General features: G+C 72.8%; 13 protein-coding genes. 9 read left to right on the top strand and 4 right to left on the bottom strand.

The window, feature by feature from the left end; all coding sequences use genetic code 11:
- The first annotated feature begins 153 nt into the window (after nucleotides 1-153).
- The 5 genes from PT931_RS15735 to PT931_RS15715 all read left to right on the top strand — a co-directional run bounded on the left by PT931_RS15735 (nucleotide 154) and on the right by PT931_RS15715 (nucleotide 8,646).
- The gene (locus PT931_RS15735; RefSeq protein ID WP_456246486.1) at nucleotides 154-3,189 is read left to right on the top strand and encodes an FtsX-like permease family protein; all 3,036 of its coding nucleotides are present in this window, start codon (nucleotides 154-156) and stop codon (nucleotides 3,187-3,189) included.
- Nucleotides 3,189-6,305: an FtsX-like permease family protein gene (locus tag PT931_RS15730; RefSeq protein ID WP_456246485.1), complete on the top strand. Its 3,117-nt coding sequence runs from the start codon at nucleotides 3,189-3,191 to the stop codon at nucleotides 6,303-6,305. The genes PT931_RS15735 and PT931_RS15730 overlap by 1 nt, the downstream gene beginning before the upstream one ends.
- The gene (locus tag PT931_RS15725) at nucleotides 6,302-7,150 is read left to right on the top strand and encodes an ABC transporter ATP-binding protein (RefSeq protein ID WP_456246484.1); all 849 of its coding nucleotides are present in this window, start codon (nucleotides 6,302-6,304) and stop codon (nucleotides 7,148-7,150) included. Before PT931_RS15730 ends, PT931_RS15725 begins: the two co-directional genes overlap by 4 nt.
- Before the next feature lie 188 nt (nucleotides 7,151-7,338).
- Nucleotides 7,339-7,947: a G5 domain-containing protein gene (locus PT931_RS15720; protein WP_456246483.1), complete on the top strand. Its 609-nt coding sequence runs from the start codon at nucleotides 7,339-7,341 to the stop codon at nucleotides 7,945-7,947.
- Between the two features lie 300 nt (nucleotides 7,948-8,247).
- Complete coding sequence (locus PT931_RS15715; RefSeq protein WP_456246482.1) at nucleotides 8,248-8,646, top strand: hypothetical protein; 399 nt, start codon at nucleotides 8,248-8,250, stop codon at nucleotides 8,644-8,646.
- Between the two features lie 204 nt (nucleotides 8,647-8,850).
- Here PT931_RS15715 and PT931_RS15710 read toward each other — a convergent pair whose 3' ends face one another.
- Together PT931_RS15710 and PT931_RS15705 are read right to left on the bottom strand one after the other, a co-directional pair.
- A complete protein-coding gene (locus tag PT931_RS15710; RefSeq protein WP_456246481.1) occupies nucleotides 8,851-9,309 on the bottom strand; it encodes a carboxymuconolactone decarboxylase family protein in 459 nt (152 codons plus the stop codon).
- Between the two features lie 129 nt (nucleotides 9,310-9,438).
- A complete protein-coding gene (locus PT931_RS15705; protein ID WP_456246480.1) occupies nucleotides 9,439-11,277 on the bottom strand; it encodes a hypothetical protein in 1,839 nt (612 codons plus the stop codon).
- 184 nt (nucleotides 11,278-11,461) lie between these two features.
- Between PT931_RS15705 and PT931_RS15700 the strand changes: the two genes are divergently transcribed.
- Together PT931_RS15700 and PT931_RS15695 are read left to right on the top strand one after the other, a co-directional pair.
- Nucleotides 11,462-13,516 (top strand): thioredoxin domain-containing protein, encoded by a 2,055-nt coding sequence (locus PT931_RS15700; RefSeq protein WP_456246479.1) that lies wholly within the window; start codon nucleotides 11,462-11,464, stop codon nucleotides 13,514-13,516.
- 66 nt (nucleotides 13,517-13,582) lie between these two features.
- Complete coding sequence (locus PT931_RS15695) at nucleotides 13,583-15,838, top strand: hypothetical protein (protein WP_456246478.1); 2,256 nt, start codon at nucleotides 13,583-13,585, stop codon at nucleotides 15,836-15,838.
- 84 nt (nucleotides 15,839-15,922) lie between these two features.
- Here PT931_RS15695 and PT931_RS15690 read toward each other — a convergent pair whose 3' ends face one another.
- Nucleotides 15,923-16,465, bottom strand: a complete 543-nt coding sequence (locus PT931_RS15690; protein ID WP_456246477.1) for a hypothetical protein — start codon at nucleotides 16,463-16,465, stop codon at nucleotides 15,923-15,925.
- A gap of 177 nt (nucleotides 16,466-16,642) precedes the next feature.
- A complete protein-coding gene (locus PT931_RS15685) occupies nucleotides 16,643-17,221 on the bottom strand; it encodes a CGNR zinc finger domain-containing protein (protein WP_456246476.1) in 579 nt (192 codons plus the stop codon).
- A gap of 258 nt (nucleotides 17,222-17,479) precedes the next feature.
- Between PT931_RS15685 and PT931_RS15680 the strand changes: the two genes are divergently transcribed.
- Together PT931_RS15680 and PT931_RS15675 are read left to right on the top strand one after the other, a co-directional pair.
- A complete protein-coding gene (locus PT931_RS15680) occupies nucleotides 17,480-19,312 on the top strand; it encodes a phosphoenolpyruvate carboxykinase (GTP) (RefSeq protein WP_456246475.1) in 1,833 nt (610 codons plus the stop codon).
- Between the two features lie 230 nt (nucleotides 19,313-19,542).
- On the top strand, nucleotides 19,543-20,895 hold the full coding sequence (locus PT931_RS15675; protein WP_456246474.1) for a M4 family metallopeptidase: 1,353 nt from the start codon (nucleotides 19,543-19,545) through the stop codon (nucleotides 20,893-20,895).
- The last annotated feature ends 117 nt before the right edge of the window (nucleotides 20,896-21,012 follow it).

The following is a 21,012-nucleotide window of genomic DNA, read 5'->3' as shown; positions in this document are numbered from 1 at the left end:
CCCACCCCGGCCTGCGCCGAGGCCCGCCCCGCACCGACGCTCCCTGCGCCCTGCTGAGATGTAACCGCAACCTCTCGGTGCCTGTTCATTGACTTCGTGATCAGTAGCGTCTGGGGGCTGGGGAATCCAGTGACGCTCGCGAGGGGACAATTCGTGGCCAGTTCCGTCACGCTGCAGGGCATTCGGTACCGGCGAGGACTCTCCGTGGTCGTCCTGGTGCTCGCGGTGTTCGCGGCCGCCGCTGCGGTACTCGTCCCGGCGTACACCCGGGCGGCCCAGGAATCGGTGCTCCGGGACGGGCTGAGCGACTCGGCGTCCTGGCAGACGGAGCTGTGGTTCGACGCGGCCTCCCAGCAGGGCGGCGACCCGAAGGCCCTGCACACCGCCGCCGACCAGGTGCTCGCGGGACGGCCGGCCGTCGGACGGCACTTCGGGCCCGGGGTGGACGGCGCGGCCGAGCGGATCGTGATCGGCCCCCAGCGCGCGCTGGCCCTGCACGTCTACCGGCAGGACATCTGCGACCACGTCACGATCACCGCGGGCGCGTGCACCGATCCGACCAGGCCCGGGGAGATCCTGCTCGGAGTCAAGGCCGCCGCGCTGATCGACGCGCAGGTCGGCCAGCCGCTGGTGTACCACGTGATGGTCAACGGCACGGCGACCCCGCGGACGGGCACCGTGGCCGGGCTCTACACCCCGAAGGACACCCTCGACGGGTACTGGGGCCGGAACAACTACTTCGGGGGCGCCGGCAGCCCCGCCGCGGACCAGCTCGACGCGCCCGTGCTCACGGGCAACCCGACCGAGGTGACGGCGGCGGACCGGCGCGTGACCGTCGAGTACCCCCTGAAGGATGGTTCCGTCGGTCTTTCCGAGGCCGCACAGCTCGGCGCCGACATCAAGGATCTCGCCGGGCCGGCCGGTGCGGAGACCGGCTCGCTGCTGCCCGGGCTGCTCAACGACATCCGGGCCGAGCAGAACGCGCTGACCGGCAGCATCCCGCTGGTCGCGCTCCCGCTGCTGCTGCTCTGCCTGTTCGTGCTGTACCTCGCGGTCGCCTCCGTCACCGAGGAGCGCGGCCCGGAGATCGCCCTGGCCAAGCTGCGCGGGTTCGGCACCGGCAGGACCGTGCGGTTCGGGCTCGGCGAGGCCCTGGTGCTCGTCGCGCTCGCCACCCCGCTCGGCCTGCTGCTCGGGCTCGGCTTCACCTGGCTGGCGGCCGGCGCGATCCTCGCCGACGGGGTGCGGGTCGAACTGCGCTGGGAACTGCTCGCCGCCTCCCTCGTCGCCGTCGCCGCGGGCATGGGCACCGTGTGGCTGGCGTCCCGCCGCACGTTGAACACCCCGGCCCTGGCGCTGCTCCGCCGGGTGCCGCCGCGCGCCCGGTTCAAGGCCGCCGTCGGCGAGGGGATCGTCGTCGCGCTCACCGCCGTCGCGCTCTACCAGGTGCTCGCGGCCGGCGACAAGACCTCCTCGCTGGCGCTGCTCGCCGCCCCGCTGCTGGCCCTGCTCGCCGGCCTCGGCGTGGCCCGCGGGCTGGCGATGTGGAGCCGCCGCCGGGTCGGCCGGGCGTTGCGCGCCGGCCGGGTCCCCGCGATGCTCGCCAGCGCGCAACTGGGCCGGCGGCAGTCCACGGTCCGGCTGAGCATGGTGCTCACGGTCGCGTTGTCGCTGCTCGGGTTCTCCACGGCCATCTGGGGCGTGGCCGACTACAACCGGGTCAGGACCGCCGACGGGTACGCGGGCGCGTCCACCGTCTACCGGGTGCTCGCCACCGACCCGCAGGCCCTCCTCGACGGGGTGGCGCAGGCCGACCCGACCGGGAGGCACGCGATGGCCGCCGTGCGGATCTCCCAGTTCTACGACGGGGACAACCTCACCATCGTCGGCATCGACCCGACCCGGTTCGCGAACGTGGCGGTGTGGCCGCAGGGCGAGCCCGGCACCGCCCGGGACGTGGCCGACAAGGTCGCCGTGGACCAGTCCCGGGCGATCACGGTCAAGGGTCCGGAGTTCGCCGCCGAGGTCACGGTCGCCAAACTCGACAGCGCCGGCCCGCTGCAACTGGCCGCCTGGGTCACCACCCCCGGCCGGGGCCCGCGCGAGGTACCGCTCGGCGAGCTGAAGGTCGGCACCGCCACCTACAAGGCCGCCGTGCCCGACTGCGGTACCGGCTGCCGGCTCGTCGGCCTGGTCATCCAGCGGTTCCCGGGCCGGTCCACGCCGTACGCGGTGGACCTGACCGTCACGCGGCTGCTCGACGGCGGGCACGCGCTCGACACCCGCCTCGACCTCGCCGACGCGTGGCGCGAGGTCAAGCCGGCCGACCGGACCACGGGCACCGTCGCCCCCGGGCTGAAGGTGTCCGTGCAGGGCACCGGCTCGGAGGACTACCGGATCCGGTACGCCGACCTGCCCGACCGGCTGCCCACCGTCCTCGCCGGGGACACCCCCGACGGCGACCGGAAGGCCGACGCGTTCTCGATCCTGGCGCTCGGGGCCAACCCGCAGCAGTTCGACGTCGTCCAGCGGGCCGGGCTCGCGCCCCGGGTCGGCGAACACGGCATCCTGCTCGACGTCCGGGCCGAGGTGTGGTCCGCCGCCGTGGACGCCAACCTGAGCGCGTCCAACAGCGTCTCCTACGAGGTCTGGGTGGCACCCGACGCGCCGGCCACCCTGCGCGCCGCGCTCGGAGCCGCCGGGGTGCAGGTCGTCGAGGTGCAGTCCCGGGCGGCGCGCCTGGACCGGCTCGGGCGGGCGGCACCGGCGCTGGCCCTGTGGCTGTACCTGGCCGCCGGGGTGCTCGCCGTGCTGCTCGCCGTCGGCGCGGTGCTGCTCAACGCCTACATCGGGGTGCGGGCCCGGCAGTACGAGCTGGCCGCGCTGCGGATCGCCGGCCTGCCCGCGAAGACGTTGCGCGCCGGGGTGCGCCGGGAGTACGCGACGCTGCTCGGGGTGCCGTTCGTGGTCGGCGGGACCGTCGGGCTGCTGTCCGCCGGGTTGATGGTGTCCGCGATCCCGCTGGTCAGCGCCGCCAAGGACGCGCTGACCCCGGTCTACAAGCTCGGCCCGTACGAGCTGGGCACCGCCGGTACCCTCACGTTGCTCGGTTTCGCCGGGGTCGTCTGGCTCGTCCTCGGCCTGGTCCGGCGGGCCGACCCGCGACTGCTGCGTTCCGGCGGCCAGTAGTGGGGACACTGCGGCTGGCGCTCGCCGGGATCTGGCACCGGCGGGCCAGTTCGCTGCTCGTGGTGCTCCTGGTCAGCGTCTCCGTCGCGGCGGCGGTGTTCGCGCCCGCCTACAGCAGGGCCGTCGAACAGTGGTCGCTGCGGGACGGGCTGCGCACGGCCCCGCCCGCCCTGACCACCCTGACCATCACGTCCTCGCAGTACTACGACGCGTCCCTCGACCCGGGCGAGATCGACCGGGCGGCCCGGGCGTTCTACCCCATCGACGGGTACTACGGCACGCCCGTCCGCGAACGCCGGCTCGAAGGCGCGGTCCGCTTCGACGGGGACCGGGTCCCCGGCCGGATCGTGGCCCGCGACGGCCAGTGTGACCGCCTGGTGTTCACCACCGGCCGGTGCCCGGGCGCCGTCGGGGAGTTCGCCGCGCCCGCCAGTTCCGGGCTCGCCCTGGGCACGAAGGTCACCCTCGACGCCGGACGGCTCCAGCCGACGGGCACGGTCGTCGGGCTCTACAAGAAGGACGCGGGGTTCTGGGGCCCCCGGGAGTACTTCGACGCCGTCGACGCGCAGTTCGGCAGCTCCGACTTCTTCGGCACCCTGTTCGCGACCGAGGAGACCGTGAGCACCGCGGCGGTCGACCCGAAGTCGAACGTCCGGGCCCAGAACGAGACCATCCTCGACTACCCGATCCTGCCCGGCAAGGTCGACCTCACCACGATCGACGCCCTGACCAGGAGCCTGAAGATCCCGATCGGGCTGGGGTTCACGGCGTGTCCGCGGCTCCTGATCGGCGATCCGCCCCGCGCCCCGGCGGAGCAGGCCGAGTGCGACCGCCAGACGCGGCTGTTGGCCCTGACCGCGAAGACCAACCTGTCCAACGTGCTCCTCGAGGTCAAGGCGCAGCGGGCCGTCGCCGTCCGGTCGGTCATGTTCGTCGCCGTCCAGCTCATCGTCCTGTGCTGGCTCGTCGTCTACCTCGTGCTGGCCAACCTCGCCGAGAGCCGCTCGACCGAACTCGCCGTGGCCAAGCTGCGCGGCTTCCGGGCCGCCCGGGTACTGCGCTTCGGCCTCGTCGAGTCGGCGCTGCTCGTGGCCGTCGCCGGGCCGGTCGGCGCGCTGCTGGGCTGGGCGGCCGTCCGGGGCGGGATCTGGGCGCAACTGCGCGAACTGAACGTGCGGCCCGAGTACCGGACCCCGATGCTCCTCACCGGGCTCGGCGTCTTCCTGGGCGCGCTGCTCGTGGCCCTGCTCGCCAGCGCCAGCCCGCTGCGCCGCCCCGTACTCGGCCTGCTCCGCCGGGTCTCCAGCGGCGTGCGCCGCCGGTTCGGCTTCCTCGACGCGCTGCTGCTCATCGTCGCCGGCTTCGCCGTGTGGGCGCTGGTCACCCGGTCCGGGGACAGTGACGTCGCCCTCGTCGCGGGCAGTCTCGCGGCGCTGGCGGCGGGCGGGCTCGCCGGCCGGGTGATCGCCCTGCTGGCCCGGCGGCGCGGACCGGCCGCCATCCGCCGGGGCCGGCCGGTGCCGCTGCTCGCGTGGTCGGCCGTCGGTCGCCGGCAGGGCGGGCCGCGGCTGGTCGCCCTGGTGGTGGTCGCGACGGCCCTCACCGGGTACGGGCTGTTCTCCTGGGGCATGGCCGCGCACAACCGCGAGGTCCGGGCCGGCATCGTGACCGGCGCGCCCGTCGTCTACAAGCTCGAGTCGGTGTCCGCGGAGAAGCTGCTCGCGGCGGTGGCGAAGGTCGACCCGCAGGGCCGGTACGCGATGGCCGCCGTGGACACCGTGATCGGGGTCGGCGACACCACCACCCACATCGTCGGCGTCGACGCCGGCAGGCTGGCCGCCGTCGGCTACTGGAACCCGGCCACCACCGGCGGCAGCGTGTCCGACGTCGCCGACCGGCTGCGTCCGCCCGCCGACGCGCCGATCGTGCTGCGCGGCCCCCGGATCGAGATCGACCTGACCGCGCACGTCATGGAGCCGGCCGGCTCGGTGACGTTCGGCGTGCTGCTGGACACCCCGGCCGGGCGGCGCGCCGTGGCCCTCACGAGGATCACGGCCGGTCCCAACCGGTTCACCGCCGAGGTCCCGGGCTGCGAGGCCGGTTGCCGGCTGATCGGCTTCAACGGGTACCGGGGCGGCGGCCCCGCCGGCTCCGCGACCCTCCAGGGCGACCTGCTGGTCACGGCCGTCCGCGACGCCGCCGGGGACCTGACCGACCGGTTGCGCGAGCCGACCGCCTGGCGGGGCGCCGAGCCCACGATGGACGACCAGCCCGTCGCCACCGTCCTGGCCGGCGCGGACGGGCTCCGGATCACGTTCACCGCCCCGGGGCGGGAGGACCTGTCGGTGCTGCACGTCGACGCGCCGTACCCGCTGCCCGCCATGGTGTCCGACCCGCACTTCACGAAGGACGACTTCCGCGCCGCCGGCCTGTACGGCGTCGAGCAGCCCTACCGCGCCGTCGGCACCGCCCCGGTCCTCCCGGGCGTCGGTCAGGGCATCCTCGTCGACCTCGCGTACGGCGACCGCTCCGCACCCACCTACGCCTTCGACGCCGACACCACGCCGATGGTCTGGGCCCGCGCCGACGCCCCCGCCGACCTGGCCGCGAAGCTCACCGCCGCCGGGCTGACCGTCACCGGTGTCACCCGGCTCGGGGACCGCCAGGCCGCCCTCGACGAGCAGGGTTCCGCCGTGGCCCTGCGGCTCTACGTCATCGCCGCCCTGGGCGCGCTGCTCCTCGGCGTCCTCGGCGTCCCGCTCACCGCCCGACCGGGCTCCCAGGACCGCGCGTACGAGGCCGCCGCGCTCCGGGTCGCCGGACTGTCGCGGCGGCAGGTGCGCCGCGCCGTGCTCCGGGAGTACACCCTGCTGCTCGTCATCGCGGTCGGGGTCGGCGGCGTGGCCGGCGTCGCGACCGGCGTCCTCACCCTGCCGCACCTGCTGCCCGCCACCGGCCAACTGGCCACCGTGCCGATCGACTACTGGCCCGGCCCGGAGCGGTGGGGCACCGCCCTGGCCCTGATCATCCTGGTGTACGGCCTCGTCGCCGTCACCGCCATGCGAACCACGATGCGGCGCGGCGACGCGCAACGTCTACGGGAAGGAACGTCGTGACGGAGAGCAAGGGGATCAGGGTCACCTGCCGGGGCCTGGTCTACATCTACCGGCTCGAGGGCTATGACGTCGTGGCCCTGTCCGGCGTCGACCTCGACATCGAGCCCGGCGAGGCCGTCGCGCTCGTCGGACCGTCCGGCTCCGGCAAGTCCACCCTGTTGTCCCTGATGGCGGGCCTGCTCCAGCCGTCCGCCGGCCGGCTCGCCGTGGGCGACCACGACGTGGCCAAGGCCAGCGACGCCGAGTTGCAGCGGATGCGCGGGCTGGACGTGGGCGTCGTGCTCCAGGGCGCGTCCCGCAACCTGCTGCCGTACCTGACCGCCGAGAAGAACATCGCGTTCGCGCAGAGTGACGTACCCCGGAGCCGGCGCTCCGAACTGCTCGCCCCCGTCGACGTCCTCGCCCTCGTCGGCCTCGACGACGCCCGGATCGCCCGCTCCAAGCCCGCCGACCTGGCCCCCGGCGAACGCCAGCGCCTCGCCGTGGCCGTCGCGATGGCCACCAACCCGGGCCTGCTGCTCGCCGACGAGCCCACCAGCCAGCTCGACCACGACGCCCGCGACGAGGTGCTGGCCGCGTTCACGGCCGTCAACCGGGCCGGCACCACGGTCATCGCCGTCACCCACGACCCCGACGTCGGCGCCATCCTCGGCCGGACCGTGACCATCCGCGACGGCCGGGTCGGGGCCGAGGGCCGGCACGGGCAGGACTTCGCCGTCGTGGCGCGGGACGGGGCCGTGCACCTGCCGCCGGACATCCTGCGTGAGGTGGTGCCGGGGACGTTGCTGCGGGTGGAGCTGCAGGAGGACGGGTCGATCCGGATGGAGCCGGCCGGAACGGCCTGACCGGTACCCGAAAATCGGGGTTCGAGGTCGGCCGACACCGGATTCCCGGGTGGACCGGCGGATGCTGTCGGTGGTCTGGGCCCGGACCTGTCCGAGCGGGCCGGTCTGGGCAGGGGATCCTGTGCCCGGGGTCGGTAAGGGAACGGGCGCGGACCTCGGGCGGGACTAGGCTCGAGGGGAGGCCCTCGATGGATATCTCAGTTGTGGCACGGCAGTTCGCCGCGCCGCTGGCGGTCGCCGTACTCGTGTTCTCGGCCTCGGTGGCGTGCAGCCCGGCGGAGCCCGGCGGGTCCGCTCCGCCCAGCCCTGAGGTCGTCAGTGCCACGCCAGCCAGCCGTGCGACGCCGGCCGCTCCCAGCGTCGTCCCGACGACCGCCGTGCCCGCTCCCGTGGTGGAGAGGCGGATCGTCACCGAGACGAAGGACATCCCCTTCGAGAGGCGAACGGTGAACGACCCGTCGCGCACCGAGGGCACCACCGCCGTGACGACGTACGGCGTGCCTGGCAAACGGACCCTCACCTTCGAGGTGACCGTCGAGGACGGCAAGGAGCTGGGGCGGAAGCTGCTGCGGGACGTGGTGACGACGGCCCCGGTCACGGAGGTGACGTCGGTGGGTACGAGGTCCGCGCCGACGTGCGACCCCAACTACAGCGGGCCGTGCGTCCCGATCGCGAGTGACGTGGACTGCGCGGGCGGCAAGGGCAACGGGCCAGCTTATGTCCGGGGCCCGGTCTACGTCATCGGCACGGATATCTACGACCTCGACGGGGACGACGACGGGGTCGGTTGCGAGTAGGGCGGAATCGGAGCCGCCGGGGAGGCTTCGGTGTGGTGCGCGGAGCACGGGTCGATCAGCATGAACCGACGGGAACGGCGTAGTCGGCACATTCGCCGTGGAAAGCCCCGGGGCACCGATGCGAACCTGGACTTGATCCGCCGCCGGGCGCCCGGTCAGGCGTAGCGTCGAGGTGAGCCCGACGGGTCGACGGTGAGCCCGGCGGGGTGGCGCAGGGGTTTGTCCGGAGTCTCGTCCGGTGTGGAGAGTCGCCCGCGTTCTCTCAGGCGGCCGGCCGGGGCCAGGCACGGGGGAGGGCCCATGATCACAACACGCGCGGCGGCGTTCGCGGCGTTTCTCGTACTCAGCCTCTGGCCGGCGGCCGCGCTCGCCTCGGATGTGGTGCCCGCCCCGGCGGGTGCCAGCGCGGCGGCCGGGGCCGGGGCCTCGGGGGAGGCTCCCGCTGACGGCCCGGTTCTCGGCCAGGGGACGGCCCCGGTGGAGCCAGGGCTGGGCCCGGTGGAACCCGGGCTGGGCCCACAGGCCTCAGCTCCCTGCGACTCCAACTACGGCGGCTGCGTGCCCGTCGCGACGGACGTCGACTGCGCGGGCGGCCCCGGGAACGGGCCGGCGTACGTGCAGGGCCCGGTGGCCGTCATCGGCACCGACGTCTACGGACTCGACGGGGACAACGACGGCATCGGCTGCGAGGAGGGGTGACGGAGCGCCGCCCGCGAGCGGGGAGGTCACGCTCGACCCCGCGCGGGACCCGTCGGAGTATGCGCGGCCATCGGGCGGCGGAAGTGGGTCGCTGAGGAGAGCGGAGCCGGCCGCGCGCAGCGGAAGGTGGAACCCGCGATCCGAACGGAAACGGAGCCGTCAGGAGGGCTGTGGCGACAGTCCCCCTGACGGCTCCGGCCCCACTCAGCCCCAGTTCTGCCCCGCCGGCTGCCGGGTCGTGGCGTTGAGCCGGTTGAAGAAGTTGGTCGTCGCGATCCACATCACGAGGGAGGCGAGCTGCTCCTCGGTGTAGTGCGCGGCGGCCGCCTCCCAGATCGCGTCCGGCACCGGGTCGGTCTTGTCGGCGAGCCGGGTGGCGTGTTCGGCGAGGTCGAGGGCGGCGCGCTCGGCGTCGGTGAAGTACGGGGTCTCCCGCCACGCGGCCACCGCGAACAGTCGCTCGTCGGTCTCGCCGTTCTTCTTGGCGGTGCGCGCGCCGGAGTCCACACAGGCGCTGCACCCGTTGATCTGGCTGGCGCGCAGGTGCACCAGCTCCAGCGTCGTCTGGGGGACGCCGCCGGAGTGGCTGACCTTGTAGAGCGCGTTGATCGCCTTACCGGCGTCGGTGAGGACCATGGCGGGGTTGGACATCCGTGCCTGCATGACTGTCTCCTCGGGGAGGGTTTCTGTTCGACACAGCACTGACGAACCCATCCGGGAGTTTGTGACAGTTGTGACCGGGGTCACTGCAGAGCGGAGGGCCCCGACGGGTACGCCGGGGCCCCGCCCAGGTCAGGCGACCGTGAACTCGTAGAAGTTGCCGTAGTCGCTCTGGGAGCCGTCGGGCCGGAAGGCGTACACGTCGAGGTAGGCGCCGCCGCTCTCCGTCGGCGTCCAGGTGACGCTGGCCCTCCCGTCCGGCCCGGCCGCGACGGTCAGCTCCGGGCCGCCGTTGAACGAGTACCGGTACTCGTGCACCGTGGTCCAGCCCGGCGGCCGGGAGAAGGTGAACGTGCCGGCCACGCCGACGCCGCCGGCCGGCTCCCACTGCCCGTAGATGTCCGAGCGCACGCCCGGCCACGGGTAGAAGTAGTGCGACCAGTTGGCCTCGGTGGACACGAACCCGTTGGAGCTGTGGGAACGCACCCGGACGGAGTACCCGTTGCTGTTCTCCGCGAGGAAGGTGATCGTCGCCGTGCCGTCCGCGCCCGCGGTCGCCTGCCGGGACTCACCCGAGTTGATCTGGTACTCGTAGGAGGTGACCCCGGTGACCCCGGCGCCGGGCGCGAACCGCAGCGTCACCTGCTCGCCCCACTCCGGCGTACCCGTCGCCGTGACCTGCGGGTCCGTCCACGGCATCCACACCTCGAACGTCGCGTGCTCGGACGACCGGTTGCCCGCGCGGTCCACGGAGCGCACCATCAGCCGCTGCGGGCCGGAGTCGGGTGGGCTCAGCGTGACCGCCGCGGTGCCGCCGGGCGTGGTGGCGCGCACGATCTGGTGTCCCGCGAGCGGGTCGGCGGCGCATTCGAGCTGGCCGGCGTCGCCGCTCACGGAGCAGCCCGGCACGCTGAAGACCGATCCCCAGGTGTACTCGAAACCGGCCACGTCCGGGTTGCCCCCGCCGGAGAACGTGAACACGCCGGGCACGCCCGGGGGCGGTCCCTCCTCGCCACCGGTCGGGTAGCTCGACGTGAGGGTGGGCGCGGGCGGAGCGACGTTGTCAAAGGCGAACGTGCACGTCCTCGACCACGCGGAGGTGTCCTGCCCGTCGCCGACCCGGACCTGCCAGGAGTAGGTCCTGCCGCTGACCAGCACACCTTCGGCGAGGTTGACGGTGTTCACCCACCCCGAACGGCCGTAGTCCGCGGTGGCCACGGTCCGGGCGGCCGGGTCGTCGGCCGGCCAGACGGCGAACTCGTGGCGCAGGTAGTCCTGCGCGTCGGCGTCCTTCCCGACGGCCTGCAACATCCCGGCGAAGCCCCCGAGCACCGGGAACGGCGCCTTGTCGGCACACGGCCGGCCGCCGTTGAACAGGTGCGTCCCGTCCACGGTCGGCAGCGAGTTGTACTTCACCGACAGGATCGTGTACGAGATCCGCCGCCCGTAGCTGACGTCGCCCTCGAGGTTGTCCGGCACCTTGAACTTGATGGTGATCTTCTTCTGCCGGCTGGCCAGCGCCGCGTTGACCACGGCGGACATGTCGGTGGAGAACTGCGCCGGGCAGTACTCCGGCGTCAGCGACTCGTCGAGCTTGCTCAGCGAGACCGGCGAGCGGAACCAGCTGGGGTTGGTGTCGATCGGCTTGGTCTGCCAGACCTCGATCGCGCGCTTGGTGCAGTCGGCGGGCTGCAGCTCCCGGAAGTAGAGCGTCGCCCCGCTGACCGTCCGGTTCCCGAACGACGCCAGGTCGAACGTGACGTACGCCCGGGACTTGTGCACCGTGCCGGCGGCATCGGCCCAGCCGCCGATCCGCATGCCCTGCGAGTCCCCGTCGAAGGTCGCCTGCGGATCCTTGGAGTCGGTGTACCCGCTGACGGTGACGGGCGCGTACTCGTAGTGCGGCGCGGCCGAGGCTGCCCCGCCGGTGCCGAGCACCGTCAGACCGGTGAACCCCAGAGTGGCCGCCAACGCGACAGCGAACCCGCGCGCGGGCAGCGATCTAGCCGATATGGACATTGCTTCCCCGTTCATCCCCGTGATCCATGCGGATCAATGCCGAGGATAAGGCGACCCGTCAAGCCCGGCAATCAGGTAACGGACGGATTCCGCAGCTCCCGGCGCCCGGAATCGGGGGGTGTGGGAGAGTGGCCGGATGAACAGGCTCGGCTCCGCCACCTCGCCGTATCTGCTCCAGCACGCGGAGAACCCGGTCGACTGGTGGGAGTGGGGGCCGGAGGCGTTCGCCGAGGCGAAGCGCCGCGACGTGCCGGTCCTGATCAGCGTCGGCTACTCCGCCTGCCACTGGTGCCACGTGATGGCCCACCAGTCGTTCGAGGATCCGGCCGTGGCGGCCGTCGTCAACGAGCACACCGTCCCGATCAAGGTGGACCGGGAGGAGCGCCCCGACGTCGACGCCGTGTACATGGCCGCGACCCAGGCGACGACCGGCCAGGGCGGCTGGCCGATGACGGTGTTCGCGACCCCCGACGGCGAGCCGTTCTACTGCGGCACGTACTTCCCGCGCGACCACTTCGTCGCCGTCGTCGAGGCCGTCGGCACCGCCTGGGCCACCCAGCGCGAGGACATCCTCGCCCAGGGCCGGGCGATCGTGGACGTGCTGGCCCCGGCGTCCTCCGGGCGGGGCGAGATCACCGCGGGCCTGCTCGACTCGGCTGTGGGTCAGCTCCTCAAGGGGTACGACAATCTGAACGGCGGCTTCGGCGGCGCCCCGAAGTTCCCGCCGTCCATGGTGCTGTTGTTCCTGCTCCGGCACCATGAGCGCACCGGTTCGGCCGAGGCGCTGGAGATGGTCCGGCACACGTGCGAGCAGATGGCCCGGGGCGGGATGTACGACCAGCTGGCCGGCGGGTTCGCCCGGTACTCGGTCGACGCGGAGTGGACCGTCCCCCACTTCGAGAAGATGTTGTACGACAACGCGCTGCTGCTGCGGGCGTACACCCAGCTGTGGCGGTTGACCGGGGACAGGTTGGCCCGCCGGGTGGCGCTGGACACGGCGTGGTTCCTGGTCGACGACCTGTTCGTGGCGCACGAGGGTGGCATCGAGCCGGCCAATGGTGGCTTCGCCGCGGCTCTCGACGCGGACACCGACGGAGTCGAGGGCCTGACCTACGCGTGGACGCCGGCCCAGCTGGTCGAGGTGCTCGGCGAGGACGACGGGGCCTGGGCCGCCGACCTGTTCGAGGTGACGGAGGCGGGCACCTTCGAGCACGGCACGAGCGTGCTGCAACTGTCCCGCGACGTCCAGGACGCCGCGCCCGAGGTCGTCGCGCGGTGGAGCCGGATCGTGGGGACGCTGCTGCGGGCCCGGCGGGAAAGGCCCCAGCCGGCCAGGGACGACAAGGTCGTGGCGGCGTGGAACGGGTTGGCGATCACGGCGCTGATGGAGTTCAGCGGGTTCGTGGACACCTTCGGGCCGGCCGGCCCCGACGGCGACTCGCAGGAGCAGGAGAGTATCGCGGAGGCCGCCTACAACCACGCGGTGCGCGCCGGGAGGTTCCTCGCGGATGCGCACCTGAGGGACGGTCGGCTGCGGCGGGTGTCGCGGGACGGGGTCGTCGGCGCGCCGGCGGGCGTCCTGGAGGACTACGGCTGCGTCGCCGAGGCCTTCTGCACCCTGCACCAGCTCACCGGCGAGGCCCGCTGGCTCACCCTGGCCGGCCAGCTCCTCGACGTGGCGCTGGAGCAGTTCACGGACGGTGAGGGCGGCTTCTACGACACGGCCGCCGACGGGGAGGCACTGGTCGTCCGGCCGCGCGACCCCTCGGACAACGCGAGCCCGTCCGGGGTGACGGCGCTGTGCGGGGCGTTGACGGCGTACGCGGCGCTGACGGGGGAGACCCGGTACCGGGAGGCCGCCGAGGGGGCGTTGGCGACCACCGCGCCGCTGATCGCGAAGTATCCCCGGTTCGCGGGCTGGGCCGCCGCCGTGGCCGAGTCGCACCTGGTGGGGCCGTGGGAGGTGGCGGTGTCCGGCACGGACGTCGAGGAGCTCCTGTGGACGGCGTGGCGGCACGCGCCCGGCGGGTCGGTGATCGTGGCCGGCGCGCCGGACCAGGAGGGCGTGCCGTTGCTCTCGGACCGGCCGGCGATGGGCGGGGCGGCGACGGCGTACACGTGCAAGGGTTTCGTCTGTGACCGGCCGGTGACCGACGCCGCCGAGCTGATCCAGCGACTAACCGGCAAATAGCCCGCTTATCGCACATATTGGAGGAAGCGCTAAGATCGGTCATCCCGCCCGCAGGAGATGACCGACATGGCTGGAATTGCCGCGTATTTCGGGTCAGTGCCCGCTGTCCTCGACGCCCTGACCCACGCACTCGCGCCCCGGGGCGGCGACCCGAACGCGTGGCACGCCCCCGGCCGGCCGGCCCTCGGGCTCGGGCTGCGCGCGGGGGTACCGGAGATCAAGACCCGCGCGGGTGCGGCGATCGTGCTCGACGGGATCGCGGAGGCGACCACCCTGCTGGGCCGGTACGCCGAGCACGGCCCCCGCGCCCTGCTCCTCGGCACCGACCCGTACGCGATGGCCCTCGCCGACCCGGCGCGCGGCGTCCTGGTCCTCGCCCGCAACGGCGACGGCCCGCCCCTCTACTACGCCGTCCTCCGCGAGCCCACCACGGCCGCGCCGCTGCGCAACCGGGCCGGCGACCGGGACACGACGGTGCTCCGCGCACCGTTGGAAGGGGGCCGGCGCGACACGGTCCTCGTCGCCTCCGAGCCCGCCGCCCTGCTCGCCGCCGGCGTCCCGTCCACCCCGGACCCGGCGACGATCGCGCGGTTTCTCGCGACCGGGGCCTGCGACGACACCGAGGCGACGTTCTTCACGGCCATCCGACGGGTACTCCCCGGCCAGGTCATCACGGTCACCCGCGAAGGGGTCGAGCCGGTCATGGTCCGGCCCGCGCCGATGCGCGCCGTCGCGCCGGCCACCGCCACGCTGACCGCCGCCACCGGGTCCGGCCGGACCGGGGTCCGGCTCGCGGAGGGCGTGGCGGGCGCGGCGGCCCTCGCGGTGGCCCTGGGCGCGACCGACGGCGACCCGGTACCCGTCTATTCCGCGACCTTCTCGCCCCTCGACACCGGCGAGGAGGCCTACGCCACCCGGCTCACCGGAGCCGACGAGCGCACCACCCACCGGGTCGTCGCCGTCGGCCCCGAACAGTTCGAACGGGACCTGGACGCGTTCCTCGCCGACCTGGGCGAACCGGTCCCCGACCCGACCGGCTTCCTGGTCTGGGCGGCGGTCCGCTCGGCGGCCGGCGAGGTCGACGCGCTGATCGACCCGGCGGGCGCGAACCTGCTGCTCGCGGCCGGGGACCGGATGCCGGCGAACGCGCACCGGCACGCGGCGACGGCGTACCTGGCCCGGGTCGCCGACCGGTGCGCGGTCCGGTTCGGGGTGGCGGTGCGGACCCCGTACGCGGAGGCCGTCGGTTCCGGGGACACCCTGCGCAAGGAGCTCGCCGGGCTGGCCCGGGCCGCCGAGCTGACGGGCGCCGACCAGCTCCGGCACCCGGCCCCGACCCGCGAACTGCTGACCGCCTCCCGGGGCCGGATCTACGCGCTGCTGCTGTCGGAGCGGTTCGCGAACCGGCCGTGGGCGGACCAGCGCACGGCGCTCGCCGGGTTCGGGGCGCTGCTGGCCGGCCGGCGGGGGGACGCGGACCACTTCTGGCGGCTGTACCTGGTGGAGCGCTGGTTGCGGCTCCTGGAGGCCCCGGCCCCGGCGTCGACCCTGCGCGGGCCGCTGGAACCCAACCCGGGTCACCTGCTGGAGTCGGGCGGCTGGCTGCGGTTCCCGGTGCGGACCCCCGTGATCTGCGCCGGTGACCGGCTCGCCGACAACGTCCGGTACTACGTCACCGAGTTCGTCGGCCACCTGGCCGCCGACAGGAACTACCGCAAGGCGCTGACCACGCCGTGGTTCGTGGTGCTCGCCGCGAAGCCGGTGGCCGTCGCGCAGGGCCGGGCCCGGTTCCTGTGGGAGATCGTGCCGGGGCTGCCGGCCCGGGTGCTGACCGCGCGCGGCGACGGGGTGCGCCGCGGGCCGTGGCGGACCCAGCTCGCGATCGAGGCGACCGGCCTGGGCCGGGTGGTGTGCGCGGGCGGGCTGCGGGTGATGGGGCTGCGCGCGCTCGCGTACAAGGTGGGCGGTCCGGCGTTGCGGGCGGTGGCCACGCCCCGGGAGGACGCGGTGTTCCCCGCCGACGTCGCGGTGATCGCCCCGCCGGACGACCCCGACGCGGTGTGCGCCGCGCTGCTGGGCGCCCTGCGCACGGGCCTGCCGGCCGACGCCTACGCGACCCTGGGTGGGTGCGCGATCGTCGCGGGGCCGCAGGTGCTGGGCTGGGCGGGGCAGGGGGAGTTCCCGGCGGAGGTGCTCGGTGACGACCCGCTGGGCTCGGCCCGGGAGCTGACCCCGCTGGCGATCGTGGCGCTGCCGCCGACCTCCCGACCCGCCAAAAAGGACAAAACCCGTCGAGGGGTACCGTCCGGAGCCCGCCGCTAGGGGGACAGTGACGCCGGGGCCCGACGACACGTGGTCGTCGGGCCCCGGCGGATGCCGGACCGTGCGGTCGAGCGGTGGGGCGACCTACAGGTCGGGGCCCTTGCGGCGGAGCTCGTCGACCGATTCCATCGCGCCGCGCAGGTCGCTGAGCCACTCGTTGGCGTGCTCGCCCACGAGCCGCACGCACCACGCGAGCGCCTCGGAGCGCGACCGCGCCACCCCGGCGTTGACCAGGGTGTCGAGGACGAGGCGGTCCTTCTGCTTGAGCCGGCTCATCACGGGTGCGGACAGCGTGGTGAACAGCTCCCGGGTGTCGCCGCAGGTCGCGCCCCAGCTGCACTTGCGCCGGTAGCGGTGCTCGATCTGCTGGGCGAGCTTGATCCGGTGGTCGCGGGTCGGCTCGCGGAACCGCTCGATCCGGCCGGCCTCGGCGGCGGCCTTGTCGATCTCGGTCGCGTCGTCGGGGAGGATCGGCTCGGGGAGCTGGCCGACGATGAGGATCTCGTCGCGGTCGATCGAGATCTGCAGACCGACGAACCAGTCCTCGGGGAGGCGGCCGGTGATCCAGCCGATGGCGTCGTCGGTGGGTGGCGCTTCGGTGCGCGGGTATCCGTAAGGTCCAGGCATGATTACAGCGTTACATCGAGAGCGCCGTAACGCAAGCCGTGTCCATTACCCTTCCGGCGCAGACGATAAACGACCGCCGCAAGGCGCCCCGGCAACACCTGCGAGTCCTCGCGAAACCGCAGGTCAGCACCTGTGCCCGCTCCGCCTGCCGGCTGGCGCCCCGCGTCGAGGGGAAGCTCAGCCCTGCCAGGCCAGCGCCTCGCGCCCCCGCTGGTAGTGCCGCGCCGCCCGGGCCCGCGTCCCGCACGCCTCCGTACACCACTTCTTCCGGGCGGTGCCGAGGAAGAACAGCCCGCACCCGGGTGCCCCGCACCGCCGCAGATTCCCCAGCCCGGAACCCAGCAGCCGCACCCCGGACGCCGCGACCAGGGCGAGGGAGATGTCGACGGGGTTCGCCCCCCGGTACTCCACCTGGAGTCCGTCCGGCAGGGCCAGCAGCCGGGGCTGGGCGGGCGTGCGGTTGCTGACCGAGTTGAGCGCGCCGATGATCTCGCGGGGCAGGGGCTGCCCGGTGGAGGTGGCCACGAACGCGTGGAACAGGGCGTCGCGGAGCCGCCGGAAGCCGTGGAACCGGGCGAGGCCGGGCGGGGGGACCGGCAGCCGGTACGCCTGGTGGGCGAGCCACAGGCCCAGTTGTTCCTCGGTGCCGATCAGGTCGAGGGGCGCGTCGGGGCGGGCCAGCGGCAGCGTGTTGGCCAGGTCGAGGGCCAGGGGACCGCCGAGCCAGCCGAGGCGGGAGTAGTCGGTGTGGCGCACGGTACCCACTTTATAACGGGTTTAGCCGTGAGAAAGAATCGGCGGCGTAGGCCAATTTTGGCCGTGAAAACTCCAGCCGCTGCGCAAACTTGACGCAAATCGGACATGACAATGCAGGAAACTGCAGGGATGCGGCACCTGCCGAGGGCTTGTGCAGTTGTTCACAAGCGATCGGGATGACCGCTGTGAGCAGTCGGTTTAGGCTCATGCCACCCAGTGGGCTTGCGCCTGCTTTGTCGTCTACGAGGAGATTTGCAGATGAGCGCTCCGGCCACCATTCCGGGGCTCGACGCAGCCCCCACGCAGCACCCGAAGCTCCTTGCGTGGGTGCGCGAGGTCGCCGAGCTCACCACCCCCGACCGGGTCGTCTGGGTTGACGGCTCCGACGAGGAGTGGGAGCGGCTGACCGGTCAGCTCGTCGAGGCGGGCACCATGGTCCGCCTCAACCCGGAGATCAAGCCGAACTCGTTCTGGACCCGGACCGACCCGACCGACGTCGCGCGGGTCGAGGAGCGCACCTACATCTGTTCGGTGGACGAGGCCGACGCCGGCCCCACCAACAACTGGATGGCGCCGTCGGACATGAAGTCGCTCATGACCGACCTGTACCGGGGCTGCATGACCGGCCGCACCCTCTACGTCATCCCGTTCTGCATGGGCCCGCTCACCGCGGAGAACCCGATGTTCGGCGTCGAGATCACCGACTCCGCCTACGTCGTGTGCAGCATGCGGATCATGACCCGGATGGGCGCGCACGTCCTCGAGGCGATGGGCGACGACGCGGTCTTCGTGCCGGCCCTGCACTCCGTCGGCGCCCCGCTGGCGCCCGGCCAGGCCGACGTGGCGTGGCCGTGCAGCACGACGAAGTACATCACCCACTTCCCGGAGGAGCGGCTGATCTGGAGCTACGGCTCCGGCTACGGCGGCAACTCCCTGCTCGGCAAGAAGTGCTTCTCGCTCCGGATCGGCTCCGTCATGGGCCGCGACGAGGGCTGGCTCGCCGAGCACATGCTGATCCTCAAGCTGACCTCGCCGGAGGGCAAGGTCTACCACGTGACCGGCGCGTTCCCGAGCGCCTGCGGCAAGACCAACCTCGCGATGCTCGAGCCGACCATCCCGGGCTGGAAGGTCGAGACGCTGGGCGACGACATCGCGTGGATGCGGTTCGGCGAGGACGGCCGGCTGTACGCGGTGAACCCGGAGTTCGGCCTGTTCGGCGTGGCCCCCGGCACCGACCACACCACCAACCCGAACGCGATGAAGACGATCGCGAAGGGCAACTCGCTGTTCACCAACGTCGCGCTGACCGACGACGGTGACATCTGGTGGGAGGGCATGGGCGAGCCGCCGGCGCACCTCACCGACTGGCACGGCAAGGACTGGACCCCGGACTCCGAGGGCGTGTCCAGCCACCCGAACTCCCGGTTCTGCACCCCGATCGAGCAGTGCCCGATCCTGTCGCCGGAGTTCGACAACCCGAACGGCGTGCCGATCGACGCGATCCTGTTCGGCGGCCGGCGCAAGACGACGATCCCGCTGGTCAGCCAGTCCCGCGACTGGGCGCACGGCGTGTTCCAGGGCGCCACCCTGTCGAGCGAGACCACGGCCGCGGCCGTCGGCCAGGTCGGCGTGGTCCGGCGCGACCCGATGGCGATGCTGCCGTTCATCGGCTACAACGCCGGTGACTACTTCCGGCACTGGATCGAGATGGGCAAGGGCAGCGACGGCGACGCGTCGAAGCTCCCGCAGATCTTCTACGTGAACTGGTTCCGGCGCGGCGACGAGGGCCAGTTCCTGTGGCCCGGATTCGGCGAGAACTCCCGGGTCCTCAGGTGGGTCGTGGAGCGCCTGGAGGGCAAGGCCGAGGCGGTCGAGACCCCGATCGGCTACGTGCCGACCCCGGACTCGCTCGACGTGTCCGGTCTGGACCTCTCCGCCGCCGACCTCGAGGCCGTCCTGAAGGTGGACGTCGAGGAGTGGAAGGCCGAGATCCCGCAGATCCAGGAGTGGTTCGACAAGTTCGGCGACAAGCTGCCGGCGGTGCTGGGGGCTGAGCTCGACACGCTGAAGGCCCGCCTCGGCGTCGAGTAACCGACCACAGGCGACGCAGGACAGGTGGGGACCCCGGGCCGGGGGTCCCCACCTTTTTCCTGTTCTTAAGCCCGTGTGCGCGAGATTTTTCCTGCCCTTAAGCATTCATGGGACAGAATCTCTTCCCCCGGCCGGCCACTGACGGCTAGCCTTCCGGCCATATCTCATTCAGCCGGAGGTGCCCGTTGAAGTCCTTCGCCATCCCAGTCCGTCGCTTGTGCACGTTGGGGGTGAGCGCGGCGCTCGTCGCCGTCTTCGCCGCCACGCCCGCCCAGTCCGAGCCCGCGGCCGAGGGGCTCCGGCTCGTCTCGGTGCAGGAGTCCCTCCTCGGCACGCACTACTGGTACGAGCAGACCTTCGACGGCCACCCGGTCCTCGGCGGCTTCTACGGTAAGCACGTCGACCGGGCGAGCGGCGCGGTCACCGTGGACGACGGGCGCAAGGCCGTCGGGGGCCTCGCTCGCGGCCTGCGGGGCGCGAAGGTCACCGCGGACAAGGCGGACGCCTCGGCGGCCCAGCGGACCGGTGGGGGCGCCTACCGCTCCCGGCTGGTCGTGCTGCCCGGCGACAGCGCCAAGCTGGCCTGGCAGGTGCACACCGAGCCCGACGGCGGGTCGGTCAGCACCCTGGTCGACGCGGAGAGCGGCGCGGTGCTGTCCACGACGAACCTGGTCAAGCACGAGACGGGTACCGGCAAGGTGTTCCTGCCCAACCCGGTCGTCAGCCAGCAGAACTCGAACCTGAAGGACAACAGCGCGAACTCCGCGTTCACCTACAAGACGGTCACGCTCACCGGGCTCTACGCGAAGAACAAGCTCGTCGGCGGGTACGCCAACAACGTGAGCAAGAAGCCGGTGGCGTCCACCTCGGGCACCTACTCCTTCGACCGTACCCAGGCCGGGTTCGCCCAGGTCCAGGGCTACTTCCACATCACCTCGGCGCAGGAGTACATCCAGAGTCTCGGGTTCGCGAACGTCAACAACGAGTCGCAGGACTACCAGACCACCGGACTGACGGCGGACAACTCCTTCTACGACCCGGCCAAGGACAAGATCACGTTCGGCACCGGCGGCGTGGACGACGCCGAGGACGCCGAGGTGATCTGGCACGAGTACGGCCACGCGATCCAGGACGCGCAGGTGCCCAACTTCGGCTCCAGTGACGACGGCGGCGCGATCGGCGAGGGCTTCGGCGACTACTGGGCCTACACCATGGGCCAGCCGGTCAGCCCGAACACCGCGACCACCCCGTGGGCGTGCATCGCCGACTGGGACGCGGTCTCCTACACCTCGACCACCCCGCACTGCCTGCGCCGCACCGACGGCACCAAGGTGTACCCGGCCGACCTCGCCGGCGAGGTGCACGACGACGGCGAGATCTGGTCCCGCGCGCTGATGGACATCAACACCGCGCTCGGCCGTACCGCCGCCGACCGGGTGATCCTGGAGGCGCACTTCACCATCTCGCCGACCACCACCATGCCGGCGGCGGCGACCAGGACCATCGCGGCGGCCCAGGCCCTGTACGGGACCGCGGCGGCGAACTCGGTGAAGGCCGCGTTCCAGGCGCGCGGACTGGCCTGACGCCGAACGGTCCGCGTCGTTCGGATGCTCGGCCCGCGCCGTTCGGATGAGTGGTCCGCATCGGTCGGACGAGGCGGCCGCACTAGCAAGACGCGCGGCCGCCTGTCGGAGAAAGCG

It is taken from the genome of Longispora urticae (genome assembly GCF_053902585.1).
The sequence above is the reverse complement of the archived record's forward strand: the minus strand, read 5'-3'. Positions and strand labels throughout refer to the sequence as shown.

Bases quoted from the DNA above. Each gene is read 5' to 3' on its own strand.
- PT931_RS15720 (WP_456246483.1), top strand. From the start codon at position 7,339: ATGGATATCTCAGTTGTGGCACGGCAGTTCGCCGCGCCGCTGGCGGTC.
- PT931_RS15715 (WP_456246482.1), top strand. From the start codon at position 8,248: ATGATCACAACACGCGCGGCGGCGTTCGCGGCGTTTCTCGTACTCAGC.
- PT931_RS15710 (WP_456246481.1), bottom strand. From the start codon at position 9,309: ATGCAGGCACGGATGTCCAACCCCGCCATGGTCCTCACCGACGCCGGT.
- PT931_RS15700 (WP_456246479.1), top strand. From the start codon at position 11,462: ATGAACAGGCTCGGCTCCGCCACCTCGCCGTATCTGCTCCAGCACGCG.
- PT931_RS15695 (WP_456246478.1), top strand. From the start codon at position 13,583: ATGGCTGGAATTGCCGCGTATTTCGGGTCAGTGCCCGCTGTCCTCGAC.
- PT931_RS15690 (WP_456246477.1), bottom strand. From the start codon at position 16,465: ATGCCTGGACCTTACGGATACCCGCGCACCGAAGCGCCACCCACCGAC.
- PT931_RS15680 (WP_456246475.1), top strand. From the start codon at position 17,480: ATGAGCGCTCCGGCCACCATTCCGGGGCTCGACGCAGCCCCCACGCAG.